This window comes from Ensifer sp. D2-11 (genome assembly GCF_054161295.1).
Genome location: NZ_CP096433.1, coordinates 776,927 through 791,416, shown reverse-complemented (window position 1 = coordinate 791,416; position 14,490 = coordinate 776,927). Strand labels below are relative to the sequence as shown.

At 63.2% G+C, this 14,490-nt stretch carries 11 protein-coding genes; 9 read left to right on the top strand and 2 right to left on the bottom strand.

Going from position 1 to position 14,490, the window contains the following annotated elements:
- Window positions 1-114: 114 nt before the first annotated feature.
- Together M1D34_RS03800 and M1D34_RS03795 are read left to right on the top strand one after the other, a co-directional pair.
- Complete coding sequence (locus M1D34_RS03800) at window positions 115-1,704, top strand: ABC transporter substrate-binding protein (protein ID WP_127540279.1); 1,590 nt, start codon at window positions 115-117, stop codon at window positions 1,702-1,704.
- A 79-nt stretch (window positions 1,705-1,783) separates the two neighbouring features.
- Window positions 1,784-3,781 (top strand): CocE/NonD family hydrolase, encoded by a 1,998-nt coding sequence (locus tag M1D34_RS03795; RefSeq protein WP_153313244.1) that lies wholly within the window; start codon window positions 1,784-1,786, stop codon window positions 3,779-3,781.
- 139 nt (window positions 3,782-3,920) lie between these two features.
- On the opposite strand, the gene M1D34_RS03790 is transcribed toward M1D34_RS03795, so the two are convergent.
- Both M1D34_RS03790 and M1D34_RS03785 read right to left on the bottom strand, forming a co-directional pair.
- Window positions 3,921-4,325, bottom strand: coding sequence for an ACT domain-containing protein (locus tag M1D34_RS03790; RefSeq protein ID WP_010969811.1), 405 nt, complete (start codon window positions 4,323-4,325; stop codon window positions 3,921-3,923).
- A 7-nt stretch (window positions 4,326-4,332) separates the two neighbouring features.
- Window positions 4,333-5,256 carry an alpha/beta hydrolase gene (locus tag M1D34_RS03785; RefSeq protein ID WP_498780745.1) on the bottom strand — a complete coding sequence of 308 codons (924 nt, stop codon included), beginning with the start codon at window positions 5,254-5,256 and terminating at the stop codon, window positions 4,333-4,335.
- 120 nt (window positions 5,257-5,376) lie between these two features.
- On the opposite strand from M1D34_RS03785, the gene M1D34_RS03780 reads away from it, so the two are divergent.
- From M1D34_RS03780 to M1D34_RS03750, 7 genes are all read left to right on the top strand, one after another.
- Window positions 5,377-6,285, top strand: a complete 909-nt coding sequence (locus M1D34_RS03780; RefSeq protein ID WP_003536639.1) for a LysR family transcriptional regulator — start codon at window positions 5,377-5,379, stop codon at window positions 6,283-6,285.
- Window positions 6,286-6,408: 123 nt separating this feature from the next.
- Entirely contained in the window at window positions 6,409-7,569 is a 1,161-nt protein-coding gene (locus M1D34_RS03775; protein WP_010969813.1) for an ABC transporter substrate-binding protein, read from the top strand.
- A 201-nt stretch (window positions 7,570-7,770) separates the two neighbouring features.
- Window positions 7,771-8,769 carry an ABC transporter ATP-binding protein gene (locus tag M1D34_RS03770; protein WP_498780742.1) on the top strand — a complete coding sequence of 333 codons (999 nt, stop codon included), beginning with the start codon at window positions 7,771-7,773 and terminating at the stop codon, window positions 8,767-8,769.
- Window positions 8,766-9,716 (top strand): ABC transporter permease, encoded by a 951-nt coding sequence (locus M1D34_RS03765; protein ID WP_003534226.1) that lies wholly within the window; start codon window positions 8,766-8,768, stop codon window positions 9,714-9,716. The genes M1D34_RS03770 and M1D34_RS03765 overlap by 4 nt, the downstream gene beginning before the upstream one ends.
- Entirely contained in the window at window positions 9,706-10,521 is an 816-nt protein-coding gene (locus tag M1D34_RS03760; RefSeq protein WP_010969816.1) for an ABC transporter permease, read from the top strand. The genes M1D34_RS03765 and M1D34_RS03760 overlap by 11 nt, the downstream gene beginning before the upstream one ends.
- Window positions 10,522-10,548: 27 nt before the next feature.
- Complete coding sequence (locus M1D34_RS03755; protein ID WP_028011387.1) at window positions 10,549-11,976, top strand: gamma-aminobutyraldehyde dehydrogenase; 1,428 nt, start codon at window positions 10,549-10,551, stop codon at window positions 11,974-11,976.
- 323 nt (window positions 11,977-12,299) lie between these two features.
- On the top strand, window positions 12,300-14,474 hold the full coding sequence (locus M1D34_RS03750) for a TonB-dependent siderophore receptor (RefSeq protein ID WP_153312964.1): 2,175 nt from the start codon (window positions 12,300-12,302) through the stop codon (window positions 14,472-14,474).
- Window positions 14,475-14,490 lie beyond the last annotated feature (16 nt).

The following is a 14,490-nucleotide window of genomic DNA, read 5'->3' as shown; positions in this document are numbered from 1 at the left end:
CCTCGGATTGCGGGTAGCGTAAACCAGCGAAAAAAACGCGTCAAGTCGCGAAATTGTCTGGTGCCCGGCAGGCGCTAGGTTTCTCTCGAACAAAACACGCAAGGGGAACTGGAAATGACCGAATTCACGAAGCGTCCCGACGGCCTCATCGTACCGGCCGGCATCAACCGGCGCGGTTTCCTCGCAGGCACGGCAGCGCTCGGCCTCGCCGCCGGCATCGGGAGCTCCATCGGCTTGGGCGAGGCACGAGCGCAGGAGCCCAAACGCGGCGGCCACCTGAAGCTCGGACTCGACGGCGGAGCGACGACCGATTCGCTCGATCCGGCAAGCTATAGCGGTTCGGTATCCTTCGTGATCGGCCATCTCTGGGGCGACACGCTGGTCGAGTCCCACCCCGAGACCGGCGCTCCGCTGCCCGCGATCGCCTCCTCCTGGGAGTCGTCGGCAGATGCTTCGGTCTGGACGTTCAAGATCCGGAACGACATCGCTTTCCACGACGGCAAGAAACTGACCGTCGCGGACGTGATCGCAACATTGAAGCGGCATTCCGACGAAGGCTCCAAGTCGGGAGCGCTCGGGCTGATGCGGTCCGTCAAGGCGATCGAGGAAAAAGCCGGCGACCTCGTCCTGACGCTGACGGAAGGCAATGCGGACCTGCCGCTCCTCTTGACCGACTATCATCTCATCATCCAGCCCGGCGGCGGCGTCGACAACCCCGCCTCGCCGATCGGCACTGGGCCCTACAAGCTTGCAAGCTATGAGGCCGGCATCCGGGCAACCTTCGAGAAGAACACCGCCGACTGGCGTTCGGACCGCGGCTATGTCGACAGCGTCGAGATCATCGTCATGAACGACAACACGGCCCGCATTGCGGCACTTTCCTCCGGGCAGGTGCATTTCATCAACGGCGTCGATCCGAAGACCGTGCCGCTTCTGAAGCGTGCGCCCCGCGTCGAGATCCTGCAGACCTCGGGCAAGGGCTTCTACAGCTTCCTCATGCATTGCGACACGGCCCCCTTCGACAACAATGACCTGAGGCTCGCGCTGAAATATGCGATCGACCGGCAGGCTATTCTCGACCGCGTGCTCGGCGGCTATGGCACGCTCGGCAACGATTATCCGGTCAACGAAAACTACGCGCTGGCACCTGAAGGCATCGAGCAGCGCGCCTACGACCCCGACAAAGCCGCCTTCCATTACAAGAAGTCCGGCCACGACCGGCCGATCCTGCTGCGTACCTCCGATGCCGCCTTCCCGGGCGCGGTCGATGCCTCGGTCCTCTTCCAGGAAAGCGCCCGCAAGGCCGGTATCGAAATCGAAGTACGCCGCGAGCCGGAAGACGGCTACTGGACCAATGTCTGGAATGTCCAGCCCTTCTGCGCTTCCTACTGGGGCGGCCGCCCGACGCAGGATTCCCGCTATTCCACCTCCTATCTTTCGAGTGCGGAATGGAACGACACGCGTTTCAAGCGGGAGGACTTCGACAAGCTGCTCCTGCAGGCGCGCTCCGAACTTGACGAAGCCAAGCGCAAGGAGCTCTACCACACCATGGCACTCATGGTGCGCGACGAAGGCGGCCTCATCCTGCCGGTCTTCAATGATTATGTGAACGCCGCCTCCGCTTCGCTGAAAGGCTTCGTGCACGACATCGGCAACGACCTTTCCAACGGCTACGTCGGAAGCCGCGTCTGGTTCGACAGCTAAAGTGCAACGGGAAGGTGCAGGTGGTTCTCCGCCTGCGCCTCGCGTCTCAACAGTCAAGCACCGATCGGAGGCAGCCAACATGGCCGAGCGTAATTTCACCGTCATCGAAAACGAATGGATAACCCTGGAGGACGGGACCCGGCTTGCCGCACGCATCTGGATGCCTGAGGGCACCGAGCAGAAGCCGGTGCCGGCAGTCCTGGAATACCTGCCCTACCGCAAGCGCGACGGGACCTGTGCACGGGACGAATCCACCTACCCTGCCTTCGCGGCCGCCGGGATCGCCGGCGTTCGCGTCGACATCCGCGGCTCGGGCGAGTCCGAGGGCGTGATCGACGGCGAATATACCCCGCGCGAACTCTCCGACGGCTGCGAGATCATCGAATGGATTGCGGCACAGCCCTGGTCGAACGGCAAGGTCGGGATGATGGGCATCTCCTGGGGCGGCTTCAACTGTCTGCAGGTAGCTGCCCTCAAGCCCCCGGCCCTCAAGGCGGTGATCTCGATCGCCTCGACCGTCGACCGCTACAATGACGACATCCACTACAAGAACGGCTGCCATCTCTCGGCGCAACTCTCCTGGGCGGCAACCATGCTCGCCTACCAGTCCCGATCGCCCGACCCGGAACTCGTCGGCGAGCGCTGGCGGGAGATGTGGCTGGAGCGCCTCGAGAACGAGCCCTTCTTCCTGGAGGAATGGCTGGAACACCAGCGCCGCGACGATTTCTGGCGGCATGGCTCGATCTCAGAGGATTTCGACGGCTTTCCGATCCCCGCGCTGGTGATCGCCGGCTGGGCGGACGGCTACCGCAACACGCCGATCAAGGCGGTCGAGGGGCTCGGCGGCAAGGCCAAGGCGCTCATCGGCCCGTGGGTCCACAAATATCCGCATTTCGCCTGGCCGAAGCCGCGAGCAGACTTTCTCGGAGAGGCGATCCGCTGGTGGAACCGCTGGCTTCGCGACGAAAAGAACGATGCCGAGCAATTGCCGCAGATGCGCGCCTATATCCTCGACGGTCCGAGGCCCGCGGTCAGGCGCAATGAAGACCCGGGCCGCTGGATCGCCAAGGACGTCTGGACCACGCCGGAAATGCGGACCTTCGCGGTTTCGAGCGAGGGAGGCCTGGCGGCCGGTTCCCCATCCAGGCGCGGGATCGGCGACGTTTACCTGCGTTCGCCGCTCGATACCGGCACTGCTGCCGGTGAGTATTTCACGCTGAAACCCGACGCCGAGATGCCCGGCGACCAGCGCATCGACGATGCGGGCTCGCTCACTTTCGACACGCACCCGCTGCTCGAGGCGGAGGACTATCTCGGCCAGCCTGTGCTCGACCTCGAGCTTTCCTGCAGTGCCGAAACCGCCAATCTCGCCGCGCGTATCGTCGATGTCCATCCGGACGGAACGTCGACCCGCGTCGCCTTCGGCGTTCTCAACCTGGCGCACCGCAACGGCAATGCCAAGCCGGTGCCGATGGAGAAGAACCGCAAGACGCGCGTCACGCTGGTGCTCGATGCCTGCGGCTACCGCTTCCGTGCCGGCCACCGCATCCGGCTGTCGCTGTCGACATCCTACTGGCCGATCATCCTGCCGTCGCCGACCGATCCGGGCGTCACGATCGACACGGCCAGCGTCTCGCTTTCCCTGCCGCTTCTCGGCGACCATCGCGAGATCGTCGTGCCGCAGCCGGCCAATCCCGACCCGTTGCCGCACTATATCGAGCATTCACCGGCCGAAACGCGCCGCATCGTCGAACGCGACATGACCAAGGGCCGGACGCATTATCGGATCTACGAGAATACCGGCCTCGTCGAGCATCCCGGCACCGGCAATGCGACGCAGGACATCCGCGACGAAACCTGGACGATCGCACCGGACGATCCGCACTCCATCACGGGCGTTTCGACCTGGACCTGCATCGCGCGGCGTGGGCAGCAATCGCTGAAGACCGTCTCGACCTCCCGCCTCGGCTGTACGGAAACCGAGTGGATCACCTCCGCCAAGGTCGAGGCTTTCGAGGATGAAACGAAGATCTTCGAGAAGACCTTCGAGAAGCGGATCCGGCGGGATTTCATGTGAGGGATCGGCGCGCGACCGCCCCTCATCCGCCTGCCGGCACCTTCTCCCCGTTTTGACGCGTTTTGACGGGACTCGGGAAGACGTCTCTATGCCCCTCTCCCCGATCTTGCGTACGGGGAGAGGTTCAAACTCACTGCGTTCAGTTGTCCCTGCGGCTGAGCGTCTGCAACACTTCGACGGCCCTTTTCGCGTCCGCCGCGGGCACGAAGATGTGGTCGTGGTAATAGGCCGCCACCACATTGGCGCTGATGCCCGCCTGCGTCAGTGCGCCGGAAACCGCCGCCGTCAGTCCTACGGCTTCGAGTGCGGAATGGACGCTGAGCGTAATCAGCCGCAGCACCGGTCCATAGGAAAGTCCCGCCGCCTCGGCACGGGCCCGCTCGAGGATGAGCGTAATCCCCTCATTTTCGCGAAAGGTTCCGATCGGCTCAAGCGCGAACCAGGCCGCAGCGCGACCTTCAACCGTGCAATAGACATACTCGCCGTCATGCAGCATCGGCTCCATCTCTGCCAGCAGTCGCTTGAGATCCGTCTCGCCGCTCATCGCCGCCTCAAGCCGTACCGGCCAATCTCGCCACAGCTTGCACCAGACGGGCGAAGCCCTCCTGCGCGCCGGGGCTCATGCGGCGCGCCCGGAGCCAGGAATGGACCATCTGCGGCTCTTCCCGGTAGGTGACGTCCACGCCCGCCTGGGCGAGCCGGGCTGCATAGGCGCGCGCATCGTCGCGCAACGGATCGAAATGGGCTCCAGTAACATAGGCCGGCGGAAGCCCGGACAGGTCCGCGGCCCGCAACGGGTGTGCAAAGGGCTCATCCGCCGGTGCTTTCAGCACCTCGCGGTAATAGTCGACGTCGGCGGTGGAAAGCAGCGGCGCCTGGGCCATCTCGATATAGGAGCCGCGCGTCAGATCGCCGCCGAGGCCGGGATAGATCAGGACCTGGCCGACGATGCCGGCGAGCCCCTCGGCCTTCGCCTTCAGTACGATACCGGCTGACAGGTTGCCGCCGGCACTGTCGCCGGCGACGACGAGCGGGCGCCCATCGGCAAGAAGCGCTTCGAGCACATCGCAGCAGTCCTCGAAGGCTGCGGGCCAAAGATGTTCGGGGGCAAGGCGATAGTCCACCGACACCAGCTCGACCCGTGCACCATGGGCAAGCTCGGCGCAGATCGCATCGTGGCTCTCAAGCGAGCCGACGACGAAGCCGCCGCCATGGATATAGAAGACGCGCGTCTCGCTCGCGACCTCCGCCGGCCGGTAGTACCGCACCGGAATTCGCCCAGCCACCCGCTCGTCCCGCCGGGTCAGCCCTTCGGGAGACGGCGCGTCGAATTCGGCGCAGAGTGCATCATACCATTGCCGTTGCTGCTCGACGGAGGCATTGACCGCATCGGCGGGATAGAACGCGTCGCAACGTTCGTGAAAGGCGCGAATCCCCGCTTCCGTAGGCATTGGCTTTGTCGTTTTCGAATCCATCCTGTTCCCCCCTCACCGCACCTTAACAGCGTCGCGCCGGCGTGCACGACGAAATGCGTCAGCCCTGCCGCCGTTCACGCCGTGCTTGCGTTCCCTGCGGCGCACGGTGTTAATTCGCACATGGCATTCACACTCCGGCAGTTGCAATATTTCGTCGCCGTCGCCGAGCAAGGCTCGGTCACCCGCGCGGCGCAGAACCTCTCCATCTCTCAATCATCGATCACCGAGGCAATCAAGGAGCTCGAAACCGATCTCGGCGTCGAGCTCTTCGACCGGCACCCCCGCGGCCTTGCGATCACCCATAACGGGCATCAGTTTCTGCGCCACGCGACCAAGATCCTCGCCGATGTCTCCGATGCGCGGCGCAGCTTCTCCGACAGCCGCGAGGAACGCGGCGGCAAGCTCAATCTCGGCGTCACGTCCCTCGTCGCCGGCTACGTGCTCTCCGACCTGCTTGCGCGCTACCGCCGCGCCTGCCCCGGCGTGGAGGTGAGCGCCATCGAGGACAATGGCTCCTATCTCGAGCACCTCCTGATCGGCGGCGAGCTCGACGTCGCCGTGATGGTCATCTCGAATCTGCGCGACCGCATGGCGCTGCAAGCGGAAATCCTCGAAACCTCTCCTTACCGCCTGTGGCTGCCGATCGGCCATCCGCTCGTCAGCGCCGACATCATCTCGGTCGAAGACATCGCCCGTGAGCCGCTGATCATGCTGACCGTGGACGAGATCGAGGAGAATACCGGCAAACTCCTGACGGCGCTCGGCGCGCGTCCGCATGTCGCCTTTCGCACCCGTTCGGTGGAAGCGGTCAGAAGCCTGGTCGCGACCGGAGCCGGCATCGCGCTTCTGCCTGACCTCGTCTACCGCCCCTGGTCGCTCGAAGGCGACCGGATCGAAAGCCGCGATGTTTCCGGGGCGCTGCCGGTGGTGCAGGTCGGCATGGTCTGGCGCAAGGGTTCGAGCCTGCCACAGTCCGCGCGCGATTTCGTCGGCGTCGCCGAAGCGCTGCGCAGCGCCCGCCCGCGATGAACTCAGATATCGGAAATACCGATATCGGCATTCTGATTAATGAATTTGCGAATACGGAGAAACCAAGGCACGCTTCGATCCGGGAACAAAGCCGCTAACGGCATGAAACTGGGGAGACTTCCGATGAAGCAGATCCTGAAATCCTGCACCGCACTTACCCTGTCGCTGGGCCTCGCCGCCCCTGCGCTGGCGCAGGAGCCGCTGAAAGAGCTCGGTCAGGGCGAAGGTGCGCTCTCGATCGTCGCCTGGGCGGGCTATATCGAGCGCGGCGAGACCGACAAGAATTACGACTGGGTCACCGATTTCGAGAAGAAGACCGGTTGCAAGGTCAGCGTCAAGACGGCGGCCACCTCCGACGAAATGGTCGCGCTGATGAACGAAGGCGGTTTCGACCTGGTGACCGCCTCCGGAGACGCATCGCTGCGCCTCGTCGCTGGAAAGCGCGTCCAGCCGATCAATACCGATCTCATCCCCAGCTGGAAGACGATCGACGAGCGCATGCAGAACGCGCCGTGGCACACCGCCAACGGCGTCCACTACGGCACCCCCTATGTCTGGGGCCCGAACGTGCTGATGTACAATACCGAAGCCTTCAAGGATCAGCCGCCGAAGAGCTGGAAAGTCGTCTTCGAGGAAATGACGCTGCCCGACGGCAAGTCCAACAAGGGCCGCGTCCAGGCCTATGACGGCCCGATCCATGTCGCGGACGCCGCCAACTACCTGATGGCGCACAAGCCCGATCTCGGCATCAAGGATCCTTATGAGCTCAACGAAGATCAGTACAAGGCAGCACTCGATCTGTTGCGCACCCAGCGCACCCTCGTCGGCCGCTACTGGCACGACGCGATGATCCAGATCGACGACTTCAAGAACGAGGGCGTCGTCGCCTCCGGCTCCTGGCCCTTCCAGGTTAACCTGATGCAGGCCGAGAAGCAGCCAATCGCCTCCGTCATCCCGGAAGAAGGCGTGACGGGCTGGGCCGATACGACAATGCTGCATGCCGACAGCGAGCATCCGAACTGCGCCTATATGTGGATGGAGCATTCGCTCTCGCCGAAAGTCCAGGGAGATGTATCCGCCTGGTTCGGTGCCAACCCCTCCGTCGGTGCCGCCTGCAAGGGCAACGAGCTTCTGACCGACGAAGGTTGCAAGACCAACGGCTACGACGACTTCGAGAAGGTCAAGTTCTGGAAGACGCCGGTGACGAAATGCGAAAGCCAGGGCGAGTGCGTGCCCTATCATCGCTGGGTCTCCGACTATATCGGTGTGATCGGCGGGCGGTAAGCCCTGCCTTCAGCGCAAGCGTTTGCCCCTCACCCTAGCCCTCTCCCCGCAGGCGGGGAGAGGGGACGAGTAAGCCGCGCCCGCTCGATGGAATGAAGCCCGAGAGGGAGCCCCGAGTCGCCTTCTCCCCGCAAGCGGGGAGAAGGTGGCGGCAGCCGGATGAGGGGCCGAAATCTCGCCGAAATCTCCTGGAGTATCGCAATGAACGCCGCCGTCCTCTTCGACAATGTTTCCCGCTATTTCGGCGCCGTGCGTGCCGTCGATCGCGTGAACCTCGAGATCGCCGAGGGCGAGTTCTTCGCGATGCTCGGTCCATCGGGCTCGGGCAAGACCACCTGCCTGAGGCTGATGGCAGGGTTCGAGCAGCCGACCGGAGGCCACATCGAGATCTTCAGCGAGACCGCCGAAGGCGTGCCGCCCTACCGGCGCAGCGTCAACACCGTCTTCCAGGACTACGCCCTCTTCCCGCATCTCTCCATTCTCGACAACGTAGCCTATGGCCTGATGGTCAAGGGCGTCGGACGCGAGGAGCGCCGCAGGGCGGCCGAGGATGCGCTCGCCATGGTGAAGCTTCCGGGCTACGGCACGCGCCGGCCCGGACAGCTTTCAGGCGGCCAGCGCCAGCGCGTGGCGCTCGCCCGCGCGCTCGTCAACAAGCCGAAGGTTCTGCTTCTCGACGAGCCGTTGGGCGCGCTCGATCTGAAGCTGCGCGAACAGATGCAGGAGGAATTGAAAACGCTGCAGAAGTCGTTGGGCATCACCTTCGTCTTCGTCACCCATGATCAGGGCGAAGCGCTCTCGATGGCCGACAGGATCGCCGTCTTCAACGAGGGCCGTATCCAGCAACTGGGAAGCCCGGAGGAGGTCTACAACCGTCCGCAGACCCGTTTCGTCGCCGATTTCGTCGGCTCCTCCAACGTGCTTTCCGAGGACCTCTGCCGCCGACTGGGGCTGAAGGCTTCCTTCGCGAGCCTGCGCCCGGAGGCTGTGGCCATTGCGCCGCCGAGCGACGGAGCGCTGAGCCTTTCCGGCACTGTCGCTTCGCAGAGTTTCCTCGGCGCCACCAACCGCATCCTGATCGACGTCGAGGGTGCCCGCATCGCCGTGGCGAGCCCGGCGGCGCGTGGCGTTCCAGCGGTCGGCAGTCCGGTCACGATCAGCTTCGCCGCGCACGACCTCCACCCGATGGAGGACGCATGACGATCGTCGCCGAAAGCATAATTCTTCCGCAACGCCGCAGCACGGCGGGCCGCCTCTCGGATTTCTTCTGGCGGCACCCGCATGTGCTGCTTGCGATCTTTCTCGCACCCCCGCTCCTCTGGCTCGGGATCGTCTATCTCGGTTCGCTCTTCGCGCTGCTTCTGCAGAGCTTCTTCTCGATCGACGATTTCTCCGGGCTCATAAATTACGAGTTCACGCTCGCCACCTATCGGCAGCTCTTGAGCGAATCCAATCTCGACATCATCATCCGCACCGTCTCGATGGCCGCCCTGGTGACGCTCGTCTCGGCGCTCATTGCCTTTCCGATCGCCTATTACGCCGCCCGCTACGCGCGCGGGAAATGGAAGGCGCTCTTCTATCTCGCCGTCATGCTGCCGCTCTGGTCGAGCTATCTCGTCAAGATCTATGCCTGGAAGCTGATCCTCGCAAAGGAAGGCATCCTGACCTGGTTCTTCGGAAAGCTGAACCTTCTCTGGCTGATCGATGCCTGGCTTTCTCTTCCCGTCGTCGGCGGCAATTCGCTGTCCGTCAGCTATACGGGCACCTTCATCGTCTTCGTCTATGTCTGGATGCCGTTCATGATCCTGCCCATCCAGGCGGCGCTCGAGCGCGTGCCGGCCAATCTGATCGAAGCCTCGTCGGACCTCGGCGGAACGCCCGCCCAGACCTTCCGCCATGTGCTCTTTCCGCTGGCGCTGCCGGGCATCGTCGCCGGATCGATCTTCACCTTCTCGCTGACGCTCGGCGACTACATCATCCCGCAGATCGTCGGCTCCTCGCGGCTCTTCATCGGTCAGGCGGTCTACGCGCAGCAGGGCACCGCCGGAAACATTCCGCTCGCCGCCGCCTTCACGGTCGTGCCGATCGTCATCATGGGCGCCTATCTCTGGATGGCCAAACGCATGGGGGCCTTCGATGCGCTCTGAGAAGGCGAACTCCGCTCCATTGGGTCTGAAGATCGCGGCCGCCGCCGGCCTCGCCTTCATGCATCTGCCGATCCTGCTGATCTTTCTCTACGCCTTCACGACCGAGGAGAAGAGCTACCAGTTTCCGCCGCCGGGGCTGACCACGCAATGGTTCGCCGTCGCCTGGAACCGGCCGGATGTCTGGGCGGCGCTGACGCTCTCCGTCAAGGTCGCCTCGATCGCGACGGCGGTAGCCCTCGTCCTCGGCACCCTCTGCGCCGCTGCCGTCAGCCAGACCCGTTTCTTCGGCCGCGAGACGATCTCGCTCCTCGTCATCCTCCCGATCGCGCTTCCCGGCATCATCACCGGCATTGCGCTGCGCTCCGCCTTCTCCATGGCCGACATCCCCTTCTCCTTCTGGACCATCGTGCTCGGCCACGCGACTTTCTGCATCGTCGTCGTCTACAACAATGCGGTCGCCCGTTTCCGCCGGATTTCCGGCTCGCTGATCGAGGCTTCCATGGATCTCGGCGCCGACGGTTTCCAGACCTTCCGCTACGTGATCCTGCCGAACATCGGCACGGCCCTGCTTGCCGGAGGCATGCTCGCCTTCGCGCTTTCCTTCGACGAGGTGATCGTCACGACCTTCACGGCCGGGCAGCAATCGACCCTGCCGATCTGGATGCTGGAAGAGCTGATCCGCCCGCGCCAGCGCCCGGTTACCAACGTCGTCGCCATGGTCGTCGTGATGGCCACCTTCCTGCCGATCCTCGGCGCCTATTACCTGACCCGCGACGGCGACCAGATCGCCGGCGCCGGCAAATGACATTTCGCACTTGAAGGGAGAACAGACATGGACACCCAGCTCTTGATCGGATCGCGCTTCGAAGCCGGAACCGAGGCCGAGGAACACATCCTCAATCCGCGGACGGGCGCCGGGATCATCGACCTCGCCGAGGCATCCCACGCGCAGATCGACGCCGCCGTCGACGCTGCCGAGCGCGCCTTCGTCGGCTGGTCGCAGACGACGCCGGCCGAACGCTCCAACGCCCTTTTGAAGATCGCCGATGCGATCGAGAAAGAAGCCGACGAATTCGCCGCGCTGGAGGCGCTGAACTGCGGCAAGCCGATCAATGCGGTGAAGAACGACGAGTTGCCCGCGATCATCGATTGCTGGCGCTTCTTCGCCGGTGCGGTGCGCAATCTGCATGCGCCGGCGGCTGGCGAATATCTGCCGGGCCACACGTCGATGATCCGCCGCGATCCGATCGGCATCGTCGGCTCGATCGCGCCGTGGAACTATCCCCTGATGATGATGGCCTGGAAGCTGGCGCCGGCGATCGGCGGCGGCAACACCGTTGTCTTCAAGCCATCCGAACAGACGCCGCTGACGGCGCTGAAACTTGCGCGGCTGATCGCCGACATTCTCCCCGAAGGCGTCGTCAACGTCATCACCGGCCGCGGCGAGACCGTCGGCAACGCGCTGATCAACCATCCGAAGGTCGGCATGGTATCGATCACCGGCGACATCGCCACCGGCAAGAAGGTGCTCGCGGCCGCCGCCAAGACGGTAAAGCGCACCCATCTCGAGCTCGGCGGCAAGGCGCCGGTCATCGTCTATGACGACGCCGACCTCGAGGCGGTCGTCAACGGAATCCGCACCTTCGGCTACTACAATGCCGGTCAGGACTGTACCGCCGCCTGCCGCATCTATGCCGAAGCCGGCATCTACGAGAAGCTCGTCGCCGACCTCACCTCGGCGGTCTCCACAATCCGCTACAATCTCGACGACGACACTGAAAACGAGATCGGTCCGCTGATCTCCAGGCGCCAGCGCGACCGCGTGGCAAGCTTCGTCGAAAGGGCCGCCGACCAGAAGCACATCGAGATCACCACCGGCGGCCGCACGGGCAGCGACCAAGGCTTCTTCTTCCAGCCGACGGTCGTCGCGGGCGCCACTCAGGAGGACGAGATCGTCCGCCGCGAAGTCTTCGGCCCGGTCGTCTCCGTCACGCGCTTCACCGGCAAGGACGATGCCGTGGCCTGGGCGAACGACAGCGATTACGGCCTCGCCTCATCGGTCTGGACGAAGGACATCAGCAAGGCGATGAGGGCCGCGTCCCGTCTCCAATATGGCTGCACCTGGATCAACACACATTTCATGCTGACCAACGAAATGCCGCATGGCGGCATCAAACAGTCCGGCTATGGCAAGGACATGTCGGTCTATGCGCTGGAGGACTACACCGCCGTCCGGCACATCATGATCAATCACGGCTAGAGGCCGGCCCCTCATCCGCCTGCCGGCACCTTCTCCCCGCAAGCGGGGCGAAGGAGACTCGAGGCACCCTTCCGCTCTTACTTTCATCGAGCGCGCGGCCTACTCGTCCCCCTCGCCTCGCTCGCGGGGCGAGGATTAGTCCTCGGGTTAAACCCGAGGAGAGGGGCAACAGCGGGCTCCGACGCACGCACCCGCACGCTGCTGTTGCACATTTCCCACAATATCCTGAACATGACTCAAAAAGTCATGAAAACGGCTTGCGTTCAGCATAATCATGAGTGATTAGCTCACCTTATCAAATATAATGATTAAGGTTGCGTCGCATGCCCTCGAAATCCGCCCTCCGCCTGCCGTTGATCCGCCTTGCCCTCGCCGGCACGTCGGCCCTTGCCCTCGTCGCTACCGCACAGGCGCAGGAAGCAGAGCAGGAGACCGTTTCCAATGGCGACTCCACCGCCCTCGAAACATTGGTGGTCAACGGCAGCGGCGGGGTCATCACCGCCGAGGGCTATGTCGGAACCAGCAGCGCCACGGGAGCGAAGATTGACACCCCATTCCTGGAGACACCGCAGTCGATCTCGACGGTGACCGAACAGCAGTTGAAGGATCGCAATCCGCAGACGCTGCTGGAGACGCTCGCCTATACGCCCGGCACGCGCGTCGGAGCCTACGGCTTCGATCCCCGTTTCGATGCGTTCTTCGTCCGCGGTTTCGACGTGACCTATAGCGGCGTATTCCGTGACAATCTGCGCCAACCGGCCGCCGTGGACTCGATCTTCAAGAACGAGCCCTACGGGTTGGAAGGCGTTTCGATCCTGCGCGGCCCCTCCTCTGCCCTTTACGGCGCAACCGGAGCGGGCGGCCTTTACAACCTCATCACCAAGCGGCCGACTGAGGACACGCTCAGAGAGGTGCAGGTTCAATATGGCAGCCACGATCGATATCAGGGCCAGTTCGACTTTTCAGGTCCAGTGAATGAGAACGACCCTGTCTATTACCGCCTGACCGGTTTGTTGCGCGATGCCGACACCGAACAGGTTGGCCTCGCAGACGACCGTGCCTATATCGCGCCGGCCTTCACCTGGAAGCCGGACGAAGACACGAAGCTGACCGTTCTCGGCGAGTATTCGCGCACCAATTCGGGGGGCACGGCAACTTATTACAACGACCCGCTCACCGGCGAAGCAACCGACATATTTGCCGGCAATCCTGACTTCAACGACTCGGTACAGAAGCAGGGGCGTGTCGGCTATGAGTTCGAGCACCGGCTGAACGACACCTTTGTCTTCCGCCAGAACGCGCGCGTGTCCACTCTGAACATCGACGCGGACTGGGCCTTTGCCTATGCGCCGAACGCTGCCGATCCGACATTGCTCGACAGCAGCGCAGGCACATATGACGAGCGGCTGACCGCGTTCGTGATCGACAACCAGCTCGAAGCCAAATTCGACACGGGCGCCATCGAGCATACGCTGCTTGCCGGCGTCGATTATACGAAGCTGCGTTTCCGTGCGCTCGACGGGCGCGGCGTGTCGCCGCCGCTCGATACCAAGAATCCGACGCAGGGGCGTCCGGTCGACCCGATCGATTTCAATACGCGCACGGTCCAGGACCAGTGGCAGCTCGGTACCTACCTGCAGGACCAGATCCGTTACGACGCCTGGACATTGACTGTGGGCGGTCGCTACGACTGGGTCTCTACCGATACGGATACCACGGATCTCGCCACCGATTCGCTGACGACGGTTTCTCAGAAGGACAAGGAGTTCTCCGGCCGCATAGGGCTCACATACCAGACCGACTTCGGCCTCGCCCCCTATATAAGCTACTCGACGGCGTTCACGCCCAATGCCGGCATCAACAGGGAAACGAACCAGCCCTTTAAGCCGACCGAGAGCGAGCAGCAAGAAATCGGCGTCAAATACCTTCTGCCGAACAGCAACACGCTGATCACCGCCGCGCTCTTCAACATCGATCAGAAGAATGGCCTCTATCTCGAAGCCTCCGGCGATACCGCTATCCAGGTACAGCGGGGAAAACTGCGTTCGCGCGGTTTTGAGATCGAAGCGAATACCAGCCTTGACAACGGCCTTTCGCTTATAGCTTCTTACGCCTATACCGATGTGAAGATCATTCAGGGTCCTTCAGGCACGATTGGAAACTATGTCTCGTCCGCTCCACAGCACATGGCGTCGATTTGGGCCCATTATACATTGCCGGAAGATGGTCCTTTTTACGGGTTCAGCCTGGGTGGAGGCGCGCGTTTCGTCGGATCAAGTTACGGCAACGACGAAAACACCTTCAAGAATAGTTCGCGTGTTCTCTTCGATGCTTCCGTCGGCTACGACTTCGCAGCGATCGACCAGAAATATGAGGGTCTGCATCTGCAGGTGAATGCCACCAATCTGTTCGACCGCCGCGAGGCCGTGTGCACCGCCGGCTACTGCCATCGCGATCAGGGCCGCACCGTTATCGGCTCGCTGCGCTATAACTGGTAAGCGACATGACAACAGC

Coding starts and splice junctions, on each gene's coding strand:
- M1D34_RS03800 (WP_127540279.1), top strand. CDS start 115: ATGACCGAATTCACGAAGCGTCCCGACGGCCTCATCGTACCGGCCGGC.
- M1D34_RS03795 (WP_153313244.1), top strand. CDS start 1,784: ATGGCCGAGCGTAATTTCACCGTCATCGAAAACGAATGGATAACCCTG.
- M1D34_RS03790 (WP_010969811.1), bottom strand. CDS start 4,325: ATGAGCGGCGAGACGGATCTCAAGCGACTGCTGGCAGAGATGGAGCCG.
- M1D34_RS03785 (WP_498780745.1), bottom strand. CDS start 5,256: ATGGATTCGAAAACGACAAAGCCAATGCCTACGGAAGCGGGGATTCGC.
- M1D34_RS03780 (WP_003536639.1), top strand. CDS start 5,377: ATGGCATTCACACTCCGGCAGTTGCAATATTTCGTCGCCGTCGCCGAG.
- M1D34_RS03775 (WP_010969813.1), top strand. CDS start 6,409: ATGAAGCAGATCCTGAAATCCTGCACCGCACTTACCCTGTCGCTGGGC.
- M1D34_RS03770 (WP_498780742.1), top strand. CDS start 7,771: ATGAACGCCGCCGTCCTCTTCGACAATGTTTCCCGCTATTTCGGCGCC.
- M1D34_RS03765 (WP_003534226.1), top strand. CDS start 8,766: ATGACGATCGTCGCCGAAAGCATAATTCTTCCGCAACGCCGCAGCACG.
- M1D34_RS03760 (WP_010969816.1), top strand. CDS start 9,706: ATGCGCTCTGAGAAGGCGAACTCCGCTCCATTGGGTCTGAAGATCGCG.
- M1D34_RS03755 (WP_028011387.1), top strand. CDS start 10,549: ATGGACACCCAGCTCTTGATCGGATCGCGCTTCGAAGCCGGAACCGAG.
- M1D34_RS03750 (WP_153312964.1), top strand. CDS start 12,300: ATGCCCTCGAAATCCGCCCTCCGCCTGCCGTTGATCCGCCTTGCCCTC.